Origin of the sequence: Saccharopolyspora sp. NPDC050642 (assembly GCF_040654735.1) — a bacterium.
Classification (GTDB): domain Bacteria; phylum Actinomycetota; class Actinomycetes; order Mycobacteriales; family Pseudonocardiaceae; genus Saccharopolyspora; species Saccharopolyspora elongata.
Genome location: NZ_JBFAIN010000001.1, coordinates 180246 through 199217, shown reverse-complemented (window position 1 = coordinate 199217; position 18972 = coordinate 180246). Strand labels below are relative to the sequence as shown.

14 protein-coding genes are annotated in these 18972 nt (G+C 71.8%); 8 read left to right on the top strand and 6 right to left on the bottom strand.

The window, feature by feature from the left end; genetic code table 11:
- Positions 1 to 103: 103 nt before the first annotated feature.
- Both AB0H93_RS00900 and AB0H93_RS00895 read left to right on the top strand, forming a co-directional pair.
- Positions 104 to 565, top strand: coding sequence for a YcxB family protein (locus AB0H93_RS00900; RefSeq protein ID WP_358566855.1), 462 nt, complete (start codon positions 104 to 106; stop codon positions 563 to 565).
- 103 nt (positions 566 to 668) lie between these two features.
- A complete protein-coding gene (locus AB0H93_RS00895; RefSeq protein WP_358565334.1) occupies positions 669 to 2384 on the top strand; it encodes an NB-ARC domain-containing protein in 1716 nt (571 codons plus the stop codon).
- A gap of 2 nt (positions 2385 to 2386) precedes the next feature.
- Here AB0H93_RS00895 and AB0H93_RS00890 read toward each other — a convergent pair whose 3' ends face one another.
- Both AB0H93_RS00890 and AB0H93_RS00885 read right to left on the bottom strand, forming a co-directional pair.
- On the bottom strand, positions 2387 to 5836 hold the full coding sequence (locus AB0H93_RS00890; protein ID WP_358565331.1) for an NACHT domain-containing protein: 3450 nt from the start codon (positions 5834 to 5836) through the stop codon (positions 2387 to 2389).
- 268 nt (positions 5837 to 6104) lie between these two features.
- Positions 6105 to 6944, bottom strand: coding sequence for a helix-turn-helix transcriptional regulator (locus AB0H93_RS00885; protein WP_358565328.1), 840 nt, complete (start codon positions 6942 to 6944; stop codon positions 6105 to 6107).
- A 183-nt stretch (positions 6945 to 7127) separates the two neighbouring features.
- Between AB0H93_RS00885 and AB0H93_RS00880 the strand changes: the two genes are divergently transcribed.
- The 3 genes from AB0H93_RS00880 to AB0H93_RS00870 all read left to right on the top strand — a co-directional run bounded on the left by AB0H93_RS00880 (position 7128) and on the right by AB0H93_RS00870 (position 11681).
- On the top strand, positions 7128 to 8102 hold the full coding sequence (locus AB0H93_RS00880) for an aldo/keto reductase (RefSeq protein WP_358565325.1): 975 nt from the start codon (positions 7128 to 7130) through the stop codon (positions 8100 to 8102).
- A gap of 101 nt (positions 8103 to 8203) precedes the next feature.
- Complete coding sequence (locus AB0H93_RS00875) at positions 8204 to 10861, top strand: sugar-binding protein (RefSeq protein ID WP_358565324.1); 2658 nt, start codon at positions 8204 to 8206, stop codon at positions 10859 to 10861.
- 229 nt (positions 10862 to 11090) lie between these two features.
- Positions 11091 to 11681, top strand: coding sequence for a hypothetical protein (locus tag AB0H93_RS00870; protein ID WP_358565321.1), 591 nt, complete (start codon positions 11091 to 11093; stop codon positions 11679 to 11681).
- 47 nt (positions 11682 to 11728) lie between these two features.
- Here AB0H93_RS00870 and AB0H93_RS00865 read toward each other — a convergent pair whose 3' ends face one another.
- Entirely contained in the window at positions 11729 to 12043 is a 315-nt protein-coding gene (locus AB0H93_RS00865) for a hypothetical protein (RefSeq protein ID WP_358565318.1), read from the bottom strand.
- A gap of 16 nt (positions 12044 to 12059) precedes the next feature.
- Between AB0H93_RS00865 and AB0H93_RS00860 the strand changes: the two genes are divergently transcribed.
- The gene (locus tag AB0H93_RS00860; protein WP_358565316.1) at positions 12060 to 13247 is read left to right on the top strand and encodes a damage-control phosphatase ARMT1 family protein; all 1188 of its coding nucleotides are present in this window, start codon (positions 12060 to 12062) and stop codon (positions 13245 to 13247) included.
- Positions 13248 to 13285: 38 nt separating this feature from the next.
- Here AB0H93_RS00860 and lhgO read toward each other — a convergent pair whose 3' ends face one another.
- Positions 13286 to 14533: an L-2-hydroxyglutarate oxidase gene (gene lhgO, locus AB0H93_RS00855; RefSeq protein ID WP_358565314.1), complete on the bottom strand. Its 1248-nt coding sequence runs from the start codon at positions 14531 to 14533 to the stop codon at positions 13286 to 13288.
- Between the two features lie 78 nt (positions 14534 to 14611).
- Here lhgO and AB0H93_RS00850 point away from each other — a divergent pair, with 78 nt between their 5' ends.
- On the top strand, positions 14612 to 15259 hold the full coding sequence (locus AB0H93_RS00850) for a GntR family transcriptional regulator (RefSeq protein WP_358565312.1): 648 nt from the start codon (positions 14612 to 14614) through the stop codon (positions 15257 to 15259).
- Positions 15260 to 15409: 150 nt separating this feature from the next.
- The gene (locus tag AB0H93_RS00845) at positions 15410 to 16564 is read left to right on the top strand and encodes a helix-turn-helix domain-containing protein (protein WP_358565310.1); all 1155 of its coding nucleotides are present in this window, start codon (positions 15410 to 15412) and stop codon (positions 16562 to 16564) included.
- A gap of 80 nt (positions 16565 to 16644) precedes the next feature.
- On the opposite strand, the gene AB0H93_RS00840 is transcribed toward AB0H93_RS00845, so the two are convergent.
- Entirely contained in the window at positions 16645 to 17847 is a 1203-nt protein-coding gene (locus AB0H93_RS00840) for an amidohydrolase family protein (protein ID WP_358565307.1), read from the bottom strand.
- Positions 17844 to 18830: an adenosine deaminase gene (locus AB0H93_RS00835; RefSeq protein WP_358565304.1), complete on the bottom strand. Its 987-nt coding sequence runs from the start codon at positions 18828 to 18830 to the stop codon at positions 17844 to 17846. Before AB0H93_RS00835 ends, AB0H93_RS00840 begins: the two co-directional genes overlap by 4 nt.
- Between the last annotated feature and the right edge of the window lie 142 nt (positions 18831 to 18972).

Here is an 18972-nt window from a genome sequence, read left to right as displayed (position 1 = left end):
GATCCCGGAGTGAGAAGGCGACGGCAATTCCCGCAGGGGTGGCCGCTAGCCGCACCGCCATGCGAGCCGATCCTGAAACCGTCTCTAAGATGCGTCGGTGCAGATGTCCCTTGAGGTTCCCCACGACGTGCACCGCCTGCGGCGCACGATCCGGTTCCTGTCCCGTCCTTACGTGCTCCTCACCCGCATCCTGGGCGGGGTGCTCGCCTTCCTCGGCGTGGTCCTGATCGTGCTGGACACCTCCTCGGCGGTCGGGTACGCGGCCGCCGCCGGCGGGCTGGCGGTGGTGTTCGCGATCGGGCCGATCATGGTCGCGGTGGGGATGCGCACCCAGGCCGCCGCCATCCAGCACGGGTACCGCCTGACGCTGGACGACGAGTGGATGCACGTCGCCTACCCGCTGGTCGAGTCGCGGTGCAGGTGGGAGGGGCTCGATCGCGCGGTGGAGACCCCAGAGGCCTGGTACGTGATGTTCGGCAAGGCGCAGGCCGTGGTCGTCCCCAAGGACGTGATGACCCCGCAGCAGCGGGCCGAGTTCGAGGCATTCGTCGCCGCACGGCGCTGATCCGCCCGCATGGTGCGGGATTTCCGCTCTCGGGACGTCGCAGCGGCGCTAAGATCGTCGGCGGGACGTCGCATTGGGCCTGGTGGGATGGGGTGGGTGGCTCGTGGGCGATGAGGGCGAGACCAAGAACGAGCAGAGCGGCACCGTGAACGGGCCGGTCGCTCAGGTCGGCAACGTCTACGGCGGCGTCCACTTCGGTGGGCGGCAACGAGATCCGGTGGTGCCCCGGCAGCTGCCGCCGGCCGTCGCGTCGTTCTCCGGGCAGGCGGACGAGACCGCGGCGTTGAACGCGGTGCTGGCGGAATCCGCCCGCGTGGTGGTGATCTCGGCGGTCGAGGCGACGGCGGGCATCGGCAAGACCGCGTTGGCCGTGCACTGGGCGAACCAGGTGGCCGCGCGGTTCCCCGACGGCCAGTTGTACGCGAACATGCGGGGTTCCGACGCTTCCGGCTGGCCGGTGCGGCCGGGTGACGTGTTGCGGAGCTTCCTGGAGGCGCTGGGGGACGACAAGATCCCGTCGGACCCGGCGGCGCAGGCCGCCCGGTACCGCACGCTGCTGGCGGACCGGCGGGTGCTGGTGGTGCTCGACGACGTCCGCGACGCCGAGCAGGTGCGCCCGCTGCTGCCCGGCGGTTCCGCCGCGTTCGTCGTGGTGACCAGCCGGAACCAGCTGACCGGCCTGATCGCCGAAGGTGCCCGCTCGATCACCCTGGACCCGCTCGGCGCGGACGAGGCGCGCGAGCTGCTGGCCCGCCGGCTGGGCGACGACCGGTTGGCGGCCGAGCGGCAGGCTGCCGATGAGCTGGTCGAGCTGTGCGGGCGGCTGCCGCACGCGCTGAGCGTCGTCGCCGCCAGCGCGGCGAGCGCGCCGTTGTCCGCGCTGGCGGCGGAATTGCGGAATTCGGTCGGCCCGCCGGGCGTCGGCGACCTGCCGACCAGGATGGCGGCGGTGCTCGAATGGTCCCGGGCGCGCAGTGCGCCACCGCCGGTCGAGGGCGACTGGCGGAGCCGGGTCCGGGCGCCTGGCTGGGTGCGCAGCTCGAAGGTCCTCTTCGCGGCCGCCGCGGCCGTCACGGCGACCACGTTGTTCGTGTCCACCGGCATGATCGCCGCGTCCAGCTTCCTCGGGCTCGGGTACTTCCTGATCCGGTTCGCCCTGCTCTTCGCCGGGCTCGTGCTCATGGAGCGTCCCGGCGGGCGGAGCGTGATCGGCGCGGGGCTGGTCGTCGCGAACGCGGTCTACTGCCTCGTGGACGCGCTCGCCTCGATCCACGCCGAGGCCGACGTGTGGGTGTGGCTGGAGTTCTTCGCGGTGATCGCCTTCACCGTCCTGCTGGTCATGCGGTGGGCCCCGTTCGACGCGGTGCCGCGGCGGGCGCGCTTCGTGCCGCCCAGCCGGCGCCCGCTCGCCTACGTCGTGGTCGGGGCGGCCGCCGCGCAGTTCGTCATGCTCTTCGCCGGGATCCCGCACGAATACGGCAGCATGACTGTGATGGCCGGTGTCGGTGCGTTGGCGGCGCTGCTGCCGGTGGTGGCCATCGGCGGCCTGTGCTCGGTCACCGCGCTGACCGAGCCCGGTGACGAATCGCAGCGGACGTTCGTCGCCGCGACGGTCGCCGCGTACCTCGGCCCGGAACTGCTGCTCCTGCTCGGTTCGCTGCTCCTCGGGCCGCAGTTCACCTACCTCGGCGGCGCTTTCTGGTCCGACGGCCAGCTCGTCGGTTCCTGGGGCGTTTTCGCGTTCGCGCAAGCGGTCGTGGCGGCGGCGCTGCTGGCATCGACGCTGGCGCTGCTGCGGCGAACCGCCGCCCGGGACTGACCTCAGCGATCCAGGCGCTCGGCGGCCTTGGTGGCCTTTTCCCTGGTCGAACGGCCGATTCGCGAGTCCGATTCGAGGTCTCGCAGCGCCGCGAGCCCTCTGCTGCGGTTGACTCGGGCGAGCGCGCGTGCCGAGTCGAAGCGCGTCTGATCGCTTTTCGCGCCGGCCGCAAGCGCGGCCAGCAGCCGTTCCGAGGTCCTCCGGTCGCCGACCTTCTGGGCCGCTTGGAGCCGGATGGATTCTGCGACCGCCGCGTCTTCTGCCAGGCGTTCCAACGCTTTCCGGGCTGCGCTCGGCCTTTCCGAGTGTGCCTTCTCCAGCGCGTTCATCCGGAGCGTGCCCGGCAGGCTCCGGTCATTGCCGATCACCACCAGCGCGTCGGCGCCCTTCGCCCCGTCGTGGCGCAGCAGGGCCAACGCGGCCTCGTGCCGGTCCTCCGGCTGGGCTTCGGAATCCTCGACGATCCCGGTGAGCAAGGCCGCACCCGTGGTGTCATGCTTCGCCAAGGCCGCGCGGGCCGCCTTCACGCGCAACCCGCTGTCCACATCGGACGACCTGGCCAGCTCGCCGTAGAGCTCCGCGGCGGCGGGGCCGGCGGACTTGGCCGCGATCTCGGCGGCGCGGAAGCGATCGGGATCTGCCTGACCGGGGGTGCGCACGAAATCGCGGAGGCCCGGGAACGCGGCGGCGCCGTCGAAACTCGACAGGTACTCCAGCACCTCCAGGCGGTACGAGTCGGTTGCGGCGCAGTCGGCCACGATGTCCAGGACGAGCGCTACGACCGCCTCGCGATTGCCGCCCCTGGCCATCTTCGCCGCCGCCAGGCGGAGTTCGCGGTCGAGATTCCGGCTTTTCGCCATCTCCAGGACGAGTTCGACGTCCCGCCCGTGCTCCTGGACCAGGAGTCTCGCGGCGTCGAACCGGCGGGCGATCGGCGCCTTCTCGGACTCGGCGAGGGCCGTGAGCTCGGTTTCGGCCCGCCCCGGGTCGTGGCCTTCGATCAGGCTCACCGCCCGGCGGCGGACTCCCGGCTTCACGGCCGAACGCACCAGTCCGGCAAGCGCCCTCAGCCCGAGGTCGACGTCGTGTGCGAGCAGGATCTCGCCCGCGTCCAGCCGCGCATAGTCGTCGAGTCCGCGGTCGCCGGCCAATCGGGCCAGGACGGTGAGGTCCTGGCCCAGGACCGAGACGAGGATCTCCGCCGCCTCGACGCGCAGCGCGCCGTTGTCGCTGTCCGCCGCGACATCGGCGAACAGCGCACGCACCTGCTCAACGCCCAGATCGCGCAAGTGGCGAGCCAACGCGGTCCTGGGCGTCGTCTTGATCCCGGTGTCGTTGATGAACTGCCGGATGCTCGGGAGCGCCCGCTCGCTGTCGAGCGAGGCGAGTTCGCGGACGGCCTCGTAGCGCCGGTGCTCGGAGCCCCCGGCTGCCAGTGCCTCCAGCTCGGTGGCGGCCCGGTCTTCGTCCAGATCCGCGAGCCAGGTCAGGCAGTCCTGCCATTCGCGGCTGGCGCTCTTGGGGTTCGCGACGACCTTGCACAGGATTCGCACGGCCTGGTCCACGAGTTCGCCGTCCAGGACCACGCCGTGCCGCGCCAGCTCGGCGAGGAAGCCGATGTTGTTCCGCCAGCGGCCCCAGCGCAGCAGCTTCCGGAGCATGCGCGTCAGATCGACGCCTTCCTCCGCCCACCGCGCGGCCAGGAACGTCTTGACCTCCAGGTGCGGCCAGGGCCAACTCGGTTGCGGCGCGAGCAGCCGCCGGCCGGACCAGGTGCCGGGCTCGCTGCGGGCGGCGAGGTGGCAGGCCGCGAGGTATTCCTCGACGGTCTGGTGCAGGAACCGAAATTCACTCCCCGGCTGGATGACCAGGCCGCTGATCCGGAGGACGTCGGCGAGCAACTCCGCCCACTCCTCCGGAGACATCGAGGCCGGCCGTTCGACTCCGGTCCAGGCGAGCGCGTGCTCGAACAGCGGCAGATCGCGCTGCTCGGCACCGAGCTTCTGCCGCCCGAAGGCGATTTCCTGCAGCAGCGGCTCGATGTTCTCGACCAGCTCGTCCACCGCTCGCTCGGCGGTCGGGCCGTGCGTGTAGACCCGGTTGCGCAGCAGCGTCCGGGCGTCGAGCTCCTTGAGCTTGGTCTTCAGCCACGACACGAACCGGCCGTACAGCTGGGACTGGTTGTCGGGCAGCTCGTCGTTCGGGTTCTCCGCGTACAGCAGGCACAACATCGTGGAGATCAGCGGAACGCGGGCGAGCGTGCGGAGTTTCGTCCGGTGCACCCGCGCCAGGAAATCCGCGGCGGCGTCCTCCGGACCCGGGTGCTGGCGCTCGCGCAGCACGCGGGCGGCGAAGTCGCGGAGCTCGTCGTCCGTGAACGGCTCGATGCTGAAGGTCGGGTACCGGGTCTGGTCGATCTGGCCGAGGAAACCGCGCCGGTCCAGCTGCCGGCTGGTGATGAGCACCCAGTACTCCGGCTGCTCGCGCAGCTCGCCGATCTTGCGGAGCACGTCGTGGCGCGCGGCCGGATCGAGGACCTCGTCCAGGCCGTCGACCAGCACGAGCCAGCGAACGCCGGGCAGCGGCTCGGCGCCGAAGAGCTCCACCAGCTGCGACCGGTCCAGCTGGTGGCTGAAACCATGCACGACGCCGTCGGCCAGCGCGTCGGGCAGCGTCGCCGTCCTGGTCAGCGCCTCGGCCGGGATCAGCACCGGCACGAACGCGCCGTCGCCCTGGGCCAGCCACCGCCGGGCGGATTCGGCGGCCAGCCGCCGGACCAGGCTGGACTTGCCCATGCCCGGAAAGCCCAGCACCTGAACGCCCGGATGGTGCTCCAGCAGGCGGTCCGCCTGCAGGCGTTCCAGGTGTTCCGGCGGCTCGGCGGTATCGGCCAGCCGGGTGGCCTGGCGGGCGAGGTAGATCTTCGAAAGCGGCGGGGCTTGGCGGCTCACGAGCGAATACGCGTGCTCGTGGTCCGCGCGGCCGACCGTGCCGAGGTAGCGGCGCAGGCGCGGCCCGAGGTGCCGCCACCCGCCCGCTCGGAGCTGCTCGGCGCTGAGCAGGTCGAGCCAGTCGTGGTTGAGCCGCGCCGCCGACGCCAGCTCCAGAACCGCCAGGAGGGCAACGAATTCGCCGGCCTCGTCCAGCACTCCGCACACGCCGCCGGTGCGCCAGTCCAGCACCGGCGTCCCGGCAGCCGATTCGACCACGACGCGGTCTTCGTCGGTGGGCGCCCCCACCGCGGCACAGGCATAGGGGCGGTCGTCGGGTTCGGTCCGGATCAGCGCGAGACCGCCGCCCAGCGGCTCCGCGTCCGCGCCGGCGAGCGCGGCGTGGGTCAGCACGACTCCGGGCGCGACGCGAACACCGCTGCCGGAGCCGACCGGCACGGTCGCCTCGCGCAACGCCTCGCGCAGCCGGCGACGCGCATCCGAGGGCTCCGATTGGTGCACGTGAATACCGCCTTGGATGCAGTTCGCTTGCACCACATGGCCGTGTACCGGTCCGTTGACCTCGTTCCTGTGCACCCGAAGACGTTAAACCGCAAGGCCGTTCGCGCGGCGCCGATTGCCAAGATCGATGGCGAGAGCGCGAACCGGTCGGTCAGGTGCTCCAGGCAGCCGTCCCTCACTGGCCGCCGTAGTCATGCGATGGGCGCAACCCGTGCCACGGCTTGGAAAACGCCGCCGGGGATCCCCGCGAGGTCATATCCGATGTCTGCTAGCCGGTTGCCGGAGCCAGGTGATCAGCGTGCAGGGCTTCGAGTGCCTCGGCGGTGGCCGCGTCGGCTGGGAGGTGGACGACCAGGCGGTGGTCGTCGGGGCCTGGGACGGCGAGACTTTCGTAGGCCAGGCGGATCTCTCCGGCGATGGGGTGCGCCCACCGTTCGACGCCGGTCGAGGGCGGGAGGGTCGCCGCGCTCGCGAATCGGCGGCTGAATTCCGCGCCAGCCGTCACCGACAGCTCGTCGGCCAGCGCTGCCGACATCCGATCGCCGAGATCGGTCGCCGCGCGCAAGGCCGCAGCCTGCTCGTACGCGACACGATCCCACTCCGGGAACGTCGTGCGCGCCCTGGCATCGGTGAACACGAACCGCGCGAGGTTCGGCGGGTCGGTGTCGAGGATGCCGATCGGCATCGCCAGCAGCCGGAATCCCACGGTGTGGGCGAGGATGCCGGATTGCGAGTCGACGATGAACGCGGGACCGGGCTCCAACCGGTCGAGCAGGGCGCGCAGGGTGGGGCGCAACGAGCGCACGGGCGCGGTCGCCTGCTGGCACACCGCTCCGTCGCTGAGCTTGACCAGGCGGTGCAGGTGCACGCGCTCCTCGGGCGAGAGGTGCAGGGCGTCGGCGAGCGAGCCGAGCACCTGCCCGGACGGCCTGCGGTCGCTGCCGCGTTCCAGGCGCGTCAGGTATTCGACGCTGATGCCCGCGAGCGCGGCCAGCTCGGACCGGCGCAAGCCCGGGGTGCGGCGCGTTCCGAGCGACGGCCCGGCCTCGGACGGTGCGGTCGCCTCCCGTCGGGCTCGCAGGAATTTGCCCAGCGCTTTGTCGGTCACGCGCCCGAGTCTAGGTGGCGCCCGGTGGAAGCGGATCGGCCCGGAGACGGGCCCCGACAGGGCCTCCCTCCGGCAGCCGGCGCGTAACAGCCTGGTGGGCATGAGTGCTTCCACCCGCATCGAGTACCTCCGAAGCCGAACCCGCGCCCGTCGTGCGGCGGTCGGCGCGGAGGTGGTGTGACGATGCGATACCGGCTGTTCGGCCGAACCGGCCTGCGCGTTTCCGAACTCGTCCTCGGCACCATGGTCATCGACGATGCACGCGAGTGCCGGCGCATCATCGACGCCTACGCCGATGCGGGCGGCAACGTCCTCGACACCGCCTCGGCCTACGGCGAGAGCGAGAGCATCCTCGGCACGGTCATCGACCGGCGCGACCGCTTCGTCCTCGGCACGAAGTACACGTTGTCGCGGGATGCCGCGGATCCCAACGCCGCCGGCAACCACCGCAAGAACCTCGTGCTGTCGCTGGAGCAGAGCCTCCGCCGCCTGCGCACCGACTACATCGACATCTACTGGGTGCACATCTGGGACCGCCACACGCCGGTGGAGGAGACCATGCGCGCCCTGGACGACGCCGTGCGAGCGGGGAAGATCCTCCACATCGGAGTGTCCGACGCGCCGGCGTGGGTCGTCAGCCGCGCGAACACGCTCGCGCAGTGGCGGGACTGGACGCCGTTCGCGGGCCTGCAGGTGCCCTACAACCTGCTGAACCGGGACATCGAGCGGGAGCTCCTGCCGATGGCGGAGGCGTTCGGGATGAGCGTGACGACGTGGGCACCGCTCGCTGCCGGCGTGCTCTCCGGCGCGGTGGGCCGGCGGGTCGATCCCGCCGCGCTCACCGAACGGGACCGCGCGGCGGCCGACGCCGTCCGCAAGGTCGCCGACGAACTGGGCGTCCGGCCGGCTCAGGTGGCGATCGCCTGGACCCGCAGCAAGTCCCCGGCGGTGCTGCCCATCGTCGGAGCCAGCAGCGCCGAGCAGATCATCGAGAACGTCGGCGCGGCCGACGTCGTCCTGCCCGCCGAGGCGGTCGAAGAGCTCGATGCCGCAGTGGAGTTCCGGCTCGGTTTCCCCGGCGACTTCATCGCCGAGTGCGAGCCGAGCCCGTTCGTCTTCGGCGACAACGCGACGAAGGTGGACGCCTGGCCGTCCTGAAGCGTGAGACGCGCTGCGCTGCGGCGTGTTTTCGGGTGCACGGCAAGGGCGTCCGTGCCATCCTCGGCGTCGCGTGATCATCTCGGCTGAGGAGTGGTTCGGTGTCATCGGTTCGTGCTGGTTCGGTTGTCGTGCTGGCGGCTGCGCTGGGTGCCGGGGTGCTCGCTGCGCCCGGCTCCGCGCAGCCGGGTCCCGCCCAGGACCTGGACGTCCTCTTCGTCGGCGCGCACCCGGACGACGAGGCATCGCTGCTGTCGACGTTCGGCCGGTGGCGCCACGACCACCAGGTGCGCACCGGCGTCGTGACCATCACCCGAGGTGAAGGCGGCGGCAACGCGGTCGGGCCGGAGGAGGGACCGGCACTGGGCCTGCTGCGCGAAGGGGAGGAGCGGCACGCGGTCGGCGGCTTCGGCGTCACGGACGTGTACAACCTCGACGAGCCCGATCTCTACTACACGGTCAGCGCCCCGCTGACCGAACAGGCCTGGCGCCACGACGACGTGCTCGCGAAGCTCGTCCGCGTCGTGCGCCAGACCAGGCCCGAGGTCGTCGTCACCATGGATCCCGCGCCCACACCGGGAAACCACGGCAACCACCAGTACGCCGCCCGGCTCGCGCTCGAGGCGTACCGCCAGGCCGCCGACCCCGCGGCGTTCCCCGAGCAGGTCGACGGCGAGGGCTTGGCGCCCTGGTCGGTGCGCCGGGTGCTGTCGAACGCGGCCGGGGCGGAAGAGGAGGTCCAGGGACCGGACTGCGAAAAGCGCACCACCCCGGCGGATTCGCCCGGGCCCGAGTACTACGTGCACGGGATCGCCGGCGACATCAACTGGGAGCAGCAGGAACGCGCCGCCGAACGCGAGTACAGGAGCCAGGGGTGGGCCGGGCGGCCGGACATCCCGGCCGATCCCGCGCAGGTCGGCTGCGATCACCTCACCGAGATCGCCAACCGCGCGCCGCACGCGCCAGGTGCGCAAGGCGCGGACGCGCCGCTGCTCGGCGCGTTGCTGCCGATTCACGGTGGCCTCCCGATCGGCACCGGGCTGGCCGCGACCGCGGAGCGCCAGCGGATCACTCCCGGCGAGCACACGCAGGTCCGCGTCGAGGTGACGGCACCGGCGGAAACGGCGCTGCAAGCGGGCCGGGTCGCGCTGGATCTGCCGCCGGGGTGGGAAGCCCGGGGCGACGGCGCGCACGGGACGATCGAACCGGGAGCGACCGCGCGAGTCGATTTCGTCGTGACCGCGCCGCCGCGGCATGCCGCCGCGCGCGTGCCGGTCCCGGTGCGGATCGAAACCCCGCAGGGACGCGCGGAGAGCGAGCTGCGGTTCGACGTCGTGCCACCGGTCGTGGCAGAGCAGGCGCCGCTGCCGGGTGTCGCGGAGTTCCAGCAGTGGACGGCGCAAGCACGATTCCCCCTGCTGGAGAACAAGGTCCCGCCGGTCCAGACCGTTCCGGGGCTCGGTGAGCGCGACGTTCAGGTGATCGTCCGCAATTACAGCGCACAGCCCCGCTCGGGTGCGGTTCGGTTCGCGCCGCCGCAGGGATTCGACGTGCCGAACGCTGAGCAGCGGTTCGAGGAAGTCGGTCCCGGTGAAACCGCGTCGCTCACGTACGAGGTGCGCAGCACCGACCCCGGGATGCCCACCGGAATGCAGGGCGGCGACCACGCCTACACCTTGACCGCCCGCACCGACGACGTGAGGAGCGAGACCACCGCATCCCTCGAACTGGTACCTGCCACGACGATCCCGCAGGCGGCCTCGGATCCGGTGGTCGACGGCGAAGTCGGACCGCAGGAGTACCTGGGCGCCCCGCTCGACGTGTCCGCGCTGTGGGAGGGCGAGCAGTGCTCGGCTCCGGATTGCGCCGCCACGGCAAGGCTGTCCTGGCGCGGCGACAAGCTGTACGCACTGGTCGACGTGGTGGACGACGAGCAGGGTGCGCTGCTGGCTCCGGAGGACTGCAAGCGGCACTGGCGCACCGACGCGGTCGAGATCACCATCGACCCGAAGGCGGACTCGGAGAACACGTCGAGCACGTTCAAGGTCGCGGTCCTGCCGTCCACCAGCCGGGCCGGAAACCCCTGCTACGCAAGGGATGCGGACAACCACCAGGGCCCGGGCGAGGAGACCGCGCCGGGCGTGGAGCTCGCGTCGAAGCCCCGCGAAGGGGGTTACGCGGTCGAGGTGGAGATTCCGCTGCAGGACCTGCCGGGATCGGTCGATCCCCGGCGCCTGGGGCTGAACGTCCTGGTGTACGACTCGGACACGCAGGACCTCACCGGCCAGTCCCGGATCGGCTGGTCCACCTGGGGCGGTGTGCAGGGCGACCCGTACCGCTGGGGCCACGCGCTCCTCCAAGACCGGCCCGCGGGAGACCCGGCCCCGCCACCGGCCCCGGTGCTCCCGCTGGACGCGCTGTCCTCAGTGGACTCGCCGGGGTCCGTCGAGCAAGCCCTCCGCCTGAACACCTCGCTGGGCGGTGCCCCGCCGGCGGGCGATTCGGCCACCCGGCTCACGAGCGCACGAGCCGACGGAGGCGAGATCCACGCGAGCCTGGAGGCGAACGGCCCGGGAAGGATCCACCTGTTCGCGGTGGACGCCGACGGAGCGGTCCTGGCGGACCAGGGGATCGAAGTGGACGGCCAAGGCGAGCGAACCACGACGATCGCGGTCCTCAACGGCAAGCCGACGCGACTGCTAGCGGGATTCACCACCCCGAACGGAGCCACGGCAGCATCAGCCGCTGAGATCCGGTAGGCAGCACGCGGAATCGCCAGCACGGCCGCCTGCCGCGCCCAGAGCGCCGGTGTGTCCGCAATTTCAATGGAAATCGAAGGTCCGATTTCCATTGAAATTGCGGGAGCTGTCCACAGGCGAGGCGGGTTGTCCACAGCCGTCGGCGTGTCGTGATGCCGACGGCAAAGGTCCGGGTCTGTTGGGGGAAAGCCCCGATGACCACGAGACCGGCCCGGGCCAGGGTCGGTGCATGACGTTCTCACGTGCATGTCTGATCGCGGCGCCGCTGTGCTTCGCCGGGTACGGTGTCGTTCGCCTCGTCGGGAGGATGGACGGGCAGTACGGCCCGGGTCTCGACTGGCAGGTCGCCCACCTCGTGAACCTCGTCGGCCTCGCGTTGTTGGTCCCCGCAGTTCTGGGGCTGCGACGCGAGTTGGCGACCCACGGCCGCACGTTCTGGACCGTCGTCACGTTCGTCGGTGTGGGTACCTCGGTCGTTCAGTTCGTGATCGACGTCGTGGCCGGGCTGCTGGCGTCCGACAAGGCCGGGATGAGCGCGATCAGCGCTCAGGTAAGCGCCATCCCGGGTGCGCGCATCGTGTTCTACGTGGTCGGGCCGCCGTTGCTGTACGTCGGACTGCTCGCCTTGACGATCATGCTGGCCAGGACGAAGGCGGTCGCGTGGTGGTGTCCCACGCTCATCCTTGCCGGATCGATGCTGCCGGTCGTGTCGCTCGACCTGATCCCGGTCGGCGCACTGTGCGTCCTCGCCGCACTGGCCCCGCTCGCGGTTGGTCGCCCCACCACTCGGCGCCGCGAGGCGGCCGCCGCTGGGATGTGACAGGGCCGCGTCCTGTGCGGGCGCGGCCCCGTTGTCGTTACGGTCGGTCAGAAGTCGGTGCTGGTCAGCTTCGAGGTCTTGGCCCGGTGGAGCTTCTTGATCGGGTTGGTCGCCTTGTGCTCGTAGACCTGCGCGCCGGATTCGAAGAGCAGGTAGGCGTTGTCGCCGTAAGTCGTCATGCCTTCGCTCATGCTCGGCGCCCGGAAGCACCCGACCCGGTCGGAGATGTAGAGGTTGCTGCGGTTCTTGGTGGTGGCCGAGGTGCTGAAGACGAACTTGTCCTCGGTGACCAGCAGGCCCTGGGCCTTCAGGTTGTCCCGAACGTGCGACGCGGACGTCTGATGTGGACGCTTGCGGCGCATGCGTAGGCTTCGGCGGGTGGATGGGCACGAGACGGGAGCAGTGGTGGGACCGGAAGCGCCGTTGATCACGATCGGGGTGCCGGGTTCGTTCGCCTGGAAGGTGTTCCACGAACGCCATCCGGCGATGATCGAGCAGCTGTGCACCGCGTTCCCCTACGGGGCGGACGTGCGCGGCAGGCTGGCGGAGCTGTTGCGCGAGACGACCGGGGGAGTGGTCGAGCCGCTCGGCGATGACGCACCCGACCACGGCGTTTGGGCGGCCTGGGCGGCGGACCGGCTGGGCAGGCCGTGGTCGGACTGCTCGTTCCTGTGGGCGGAGAGCTACTTCTTCCGCAGGCTGCTCGCGGCCGTCGGCTACTTCGAGCCCGGGCCGTGGCGCGGCATCGATCCGTTCGCTCCGATGAAGGAAGCGGAGCTCCGCAGCGCCGGCACCGCCGAGGCGCTGGCGGCGCTCGACGCGTTGCCGCGGCTGAGCGAGGCGGATCGCGATGACACCGTGGTGCGGGCGGCGGTGTGGGGGAACCAGGCCGATCTCGCGTTCCGGATGTCGGCGGGCGCCGAGGGTGCTGCGGCCGGGTTGGTGACCGGCGACAGCCAGGTGTTCTGGTCGCTGTTCGGCGAGCCGGGCTCGGTCCACCTCGTCGCCGACAACTCCGCCGGCGAGCTGGCCGCCGACCTGGTGCTCACCGATCACCTGCTGGCGACCGGTCGCGCGGACCGCGTCGTCCTGCACGTCAAGCCGACGCCGTACTACGTCTCAGACGCCACGCCCGCCGACGTCGTGGGCGTCCTGCGCCACCTGGTGGGCCTCGCCGGGGAGGCTGGCGCGGTCGGGCAGCGGATCTGGGACGGCCTGCGGGACGGGCGGATCGAGGTGCGCGCCCATCCGTTCTTCTGCGCGCCGCTGGACTACCGCGCCATGCCCGCTGATCTGCGCGCCGAGCTCGCGTCCGCGTCGGTCACCATCATGAAGGGCGACCTGAACTACCGGCGCCTCGTCGGCGACCGGTACTGGCCCGCCACCACGCCGTTCGTCGACGTCGTCGGCCACTTCCCGTCCCCGGTGGTCGCGTTGCGCGTCCTGAAGTCGGAGGTCGTGGTGGGCCTCGACGACGCGACCGCCGCCGCGCTGGACGGCACCGGCGATGCCTGGCGGACCAGCGGCTCCCACGCGCTCATCCAGGCGACGGTTCCGGCGGTGTAGCGGTCACGCGTTGACTGACGTGGCTGCGCGGCAAGGTGTCAGATGCCGGTCGGGGACTCGCGCACGTCCCGGGCGAGGTCGGCCAGCCCGAGCCGGTCGAAGGCTTCGGCGGCGATGTGACTGCCGATGAGCAGGCTCGACGTCGCCGCCGGGGACGGGGCGTTGAGCACGTGGATAGCGCGCGGGGTGTGGCTGATGACGAAGTCGTCGACCAGTTCGCCGGTGGGCTTGACGGCCTGCGCCCGCACGCCGCTGCCGTGCCTGCGCAGGTCCTCGCCGTTGATCTCCGGGATCATCCGGCGGACTTCGCGGACGAACAGCGGCCAGACCAGCGAGCGCCCGATTTCCGCGAGGCCGTACCGCCAGTAGCGCCGGGCGAGCCCGCGCAGCGCGGGGTCGAGCAGCAGTTCGCGCAGCATGCGCGGGTCGACGTCGCGCCACCGGTAGCCCTGCCGCGCCAGGGCGGGCACGGCGTTGGGTCCGACGTGCACGGTGCCGTCGAGCATCGGCGTCACGTGCACGCCGAGGAACGGCAGATCCGGGTCGGGCACCGGGTAGACCGGGTTGTTGATCAGGCCGCGCCGGGCCGGGCGGATCTCGGCGTACTCGCCGCGGAAGGGCATGATCCGCACCGGCGGCCGGTGCCCGGCGGCCTCGGCGATCTTGTCGCTGTGCAGGCCGGCGCAGTTGACGATGATCCGCGCCCGCACCTCGCCGGTGGGGGTGTGGACGACGGTCCGGTCGCCCGCGGCGGTGAACGACCGCGCCGGCGAGTTCGTGCGCAGGTCGGCGCCGAGCCCGGCGAGCTCGGCCGCGAAGGCGCGGCACACCTGGCCGAAGTCGGTCATGGCGGTGTCGGCGACCGCCAGCGCGCCGACGCCGGCGACGTGCGGTTCCCGCTCGGCGATCTCGCCGCGGCTCAACCGCTGCACCGTGACGCCGTTCTCCCGGCCCCGGGCTTCGAGCGCGTCCATCCGCGGCAGCTGCTCCTCGGCCGTGGCGACCACGATCTTGCCTGTGCGCTTGACCGGCACGCCGTGCTCGTCGCAGTAGCGGATCATCGCTTCACCGCCGGCGCGGGCCAGTCGCGCCTTGAGGCTGCCCGGCGCGTAGTACAGGCCGCTGTGGATCACGTTGCTGTTGTGCCCGGACTGGTGGGCGCCCCACCGCGATTCCTTCTCCAGGACGGTCACGGAGGCGTCCGGATGCGCGCGCAGCACCGCCCTCGCCGTTGCCAGCCCGAGCAATCCACCGCCGATGATTGCGACGTCGACGTCACCGGACATCCGGGAACCTTCCCTTCGAGTTGATCCGCAGCGAATGTATACAGTCGCTGCGGAGAGGGCAATGAGTATCCTGGCGCGGTGACTCGTGCAGCCCGGACCAGCAACAGCGCCGAGGTGATCGCCGCGCGGCTGCGGAAATCCATCCGGGGCGGCGAGCTCCTCCCCGGCACCCGCCTGGTCCAGGAACAACTGGCCGGCGAGCTGGCGGTCAGCCGCATCCCGCTGCGCGAGGCGCTGCACGCCCTGGCCGCCGAAGGCCTCATCGAGGTGCAGCCGCAGCGCGGCATGATCGTCGCCGAGCTCAGCCACGACGACATCACCGAGCTCTTCGAGCTGCGCCTCCGGCTCGAACCGCACCTGGCCGAGGAGATCGTGCGCGGCTGCCGCGAACGCGACGTCGACGAGCTGCAGGCCATGGCCGATCAGATGCGCGAGAAGGGCGCCGACGCGGCGGGCCGCGCGTCCCTCAACTACCAGTTCCACCGCCGGATCTACGACCTGTCCGAGCGGCGGCTCGCGCTGCGCTTCATCGACCAGCTGCTGCACCTCGTCGAGCCCTACAGCCGCCGCTGGGTCCGCTCCGGGCGCGACCTGAAGCGCATCGACGACGAACACCAGGCGATGGTCGACGCCCTCCGGGCTCGCGACGCGCAAGCGCTGCGACGCGTGATCACGGCCCACGTCGAGGGCGCCCGGGACCACGTCCTCGCTGCCCACGAGACCTGAGCATCGCGCGGCGTACCGGGCCCGTCACCGGCTGTTCATCACCGTCCACAACGGACTCGCGGCGGCCCGCCGGAGCCGACCCGGCCTTGGCGCGGACCACGGGCTCCATGATGTGCTACCTCGGCGACCGACCGGAGTTGAGGAGAGACGATGAGGCTGCGCGAGCTGGTGCACGAGTTCGACCTCGGGTTGTCCGTCGTGGAAGCGGGCGCGGCCGGGCTCGCCGGCGAGGTGCGCCGCGCCTACGTGACGGACCTGCCGGATCCGAGCCGGTTCCTGCTCCCCGGTGACCTCGTGCTCACCAGCTGCCTCTGGTACCGCGAGCCCGCAGACAGCCGGCCGTTCGCCGCCGCGCTGGCGCGCAGCCGGGCGGCCGGGCTGGTCGTCGGGCTGCTCGTCACCAGGGCGATGCCCGCGGGCCTGGTGGCCGCGTGCGCCGAGCTCGGCCTGCCGCTTCTGGTGATCGCCGAGGACCGGTCGTTCACCCCGGTCTGCGAGATCGTGCTGGCGGAGAAGCAGCGGCTTTCCCTGCAGCAGCGGCAGATCGCCGACCTCGTCGGCGTGCTCGGCTCGGACACCGCGGCGCCCGGCGAGGTGTCGGCGCACCTGCGGATGCTCGGAGCCGACCCGCACCTCCCGACGGTCGTGGTCGCGGCGTCGGCCGGCCCCGGCGACGGCCTGGCGGAGAACCTCGCCGACCTGCTGGCGGCCCCCGGCCGCCGCCTCCTCGTGCACGCCGACGACGACAAGGCCGTGCTGCTGGTCAACGGCGCGGCCGAGCACCTCGACGGCGTGGCCGCCGAGCTGTCGGCGGTCGAGCTGCCCGGCCGGCACCGGCTGCTGGCGGGCGTGAGCGAGCGGACCGCCAGCGTCAGCGACCTGGGTTCGGCGCTGGAGATCGCCCGCCGGCGGCTGCGTTCCGCGCGGGGCCACGGGCCCGGCCGGGCGCCGGTGGTGGTGTCCGGGTCGAAGGTCGATTCGCACGCCGTCCTGCTGTCAGCGTTGCCGGCCCGGCTGCGCCGCTCGTTCCGGCACCACATGCTCACGCCGCTGGCCGACTACGACGCCGTGCACGGCTCGGACCTGATCGGCACCCTCACGTCGTTCCTCGAATCCTGCGGTTCGTGGCAGCGCTCCGCCGAGGAGCTCCACGTGCACGTGAACACGCTCCGGTACCGGATCCAGCGCATCGAGCAGCTGACGGGCCGAAGCCTGTCCTCGATGCGCGACCGCGTCGACCTCTACCTCGCGCTCACCTGCCTGGACGTCGCCGAGAGCAACCAGCCCGCAACGGGCACGGCCTAGTAGCACGGGTTCGCCGGGCCTGATGCTCGTGAGTGCTCGTTCCGGTGAGAACCGGCTTCAGCACTCACGAGCCCTTGCGGTCAGGACGGGAGTTCGCCGGCGACGAGGACGCCGCGGCAGACGACCGCGACGATGTTCTCCGGCGCCAGGTCGGCCGCCCGCTCCCAGGGCCTGCCGCGCAGAACGATGAAGTCCGCGCCCAGGCCCGGCGCGATCCGCCCGGTGACGTTCCCGAGGCCCATCGAGGCGGCGGCGTCGGACGTGGCCGCGCGCAGCGCGGTCTCCGCGTCGAAGCCGAGGACCTCGGTCATCCGGACCACCTCGGTCAGCTGGTCGCCGAACTCCACGAAGTAGCCGCTGGCGTCGGTGCCGAGCACGAACCGCACCCCGGCGCGCGCCGCGGCCCGGAACAGCTCGTCGCGGCGGGCGACCAGCTCGGCGGCCTTGTCCCGGGCCTCCGCGCTCGCGGCGGCCTTGCCCCGCGCGATGATCTCGTTGATCAGCAGCGTCGGCCCGACCGGCGTCCCGCGCGCGGCCAGCACCTCCGCCTGCTCCGCGGTGAGCTCGGTGCCGTGCTCGATGGAGTCCGCGCCTTCCTCCAGGGCGATCTGGATGCCGATCTCCGAGTGCGCGTGCGCGGACACGAGCATGCCCAGCGCGTGCGCCTCGTCGATGGTCGCCCGGAGCTCCTCGCGGGTGTGGTTGCGCCAGCCGACCTTGTCGCCGATCGACAGCACTCCGCCGCTGGTGAAGATCTTGATCCCGGTGAGCCCGGCCCGCGCCCAGGTGCGCACCAGCTTGCGGCACTCGTCGGGGCTGTCGGCCAGCGGCGCCCGCTCCTTCACCGCGGGCGGGACGAACAGGTCGCCGTGGCCCGCGGTCATCCCGACCGGGCCGCTGACCAGCAACCGCGGCCCCGGCATGATGCCGAGCTCGAACGCCCGCCGCGCCGCGGCCTGCGCCTGGTCGCCCGCGAGGTCCCGCAGCGTCGTGACGCCCCGGCGCATCGCCTTCTGCGCGTTCGCGGCCGCGTGCAGCGTCTGCTCCTCGCGCGTGGTGACCAGCGGGAAGGTGAACGTGTCGGTGCCGCCGTCGCCCTCGCCGGCGAAGCCGAGCAGGTGGACGTGCGTGTCCACCAGGCCCGGCAGCACGCACAACTCCGGCCAGCGCTCCTCGGCGGCGGGGGTGACCTCCTCGATGCGGTCCGGCGCCCACGCCAGGTCGCTGACCCCGACGTCCCGGGTGCCGTCCCAGACCCTGATGCCGTCCAGCCGATGCGTCATGCGGTCACCTCCGCCTTCCAGCGGGCCTTCTGCTCCGCCGGGGCGAAGCAGGCGTCGAACGAGTTGCGGGCCAGCGTCGCGAGCTGCTGGTCGTCCAGGCCGAGTTCGCTGCGCAGCGCCGCGAAGTTGTCGTCGACGTAACCGCCGAAGTAGGCGGGGTCGTCGCTGTTGACGCAGACGAGCAGGCCCTCGTCGAGCATCGCGGGCAGGACGTGATCGGCCAGTTCGCCCACCACCCGCAGGGCCACATTGGATAGCGGGCAGACGGTGAGCGGCACCTGCTCCTCGCGCAGCCGCCGCACCAGCTTGGCGTCCTCCATCGCGCGGATGCCGTGGTCGATCCGCTCGACACCGAGCACGTCGAGCGCCTCCCACACGTAGTCGGGCCCGCCTTCCTCGCCGGCGTGCGCGACGCGGTGCAGCCCCTCGGCCGCCGCCATCCGGTACACCTCGCGGAACAGCGACGGCGGGTGGCCGACCTCGGCGGAGTCCAGTCCCACGCCGATGAACCGGTCGCGGAACGGCAACGCGGCCCGGAACGTCTCCTCCGCGGCGTCCGCGCCGAGGTCCCGCAGGAAGCACAGGATCAGATCGGTCGAGATGTCGTGGGCGTCGTCCAGCGCGCCGGAGAGACCCGCGAACACCGCCTCCAGCGGCACGCCGTTGCGCAGGTGGGTCTGCGGGTCGAAGAAGATCTCGGCGCGCCGCACGCCTGCCTGCGCGGCGCGCGCCAGGTATGCGCTGGTGAGGTCGTAGAAGTCCTGTTCGGTGCGCAGCACCGGCAGGTTCGCGTAGTACAGGTCGAGGAACGACTGCAGGTCGGTGAACCGGTACCGGGCGCGCAGCTCGTCGATGTCCGTGGTCGGCAGCTTCACCCCGTTGCGCGCCGCCAGGCGGACCAGCATCTCGGGCTCCAGGGTGCCCTCGATGTGAATGTGCAACTCCGCCGTCGGCAGCATGAACGCCTCTCCTCCCACCGTCATCGCTCCTCAGCCAACCGGAACCGCCCGCGCGCCGCTTCGGCGGATCGCCCAAGGTTTTCCCCACGTGCCCCGATCGGGCCTGCAACTTCGACACAGCACCGTAACGTCCTTGTAGGACTCTCCAACGATCGCGTCCGGACCG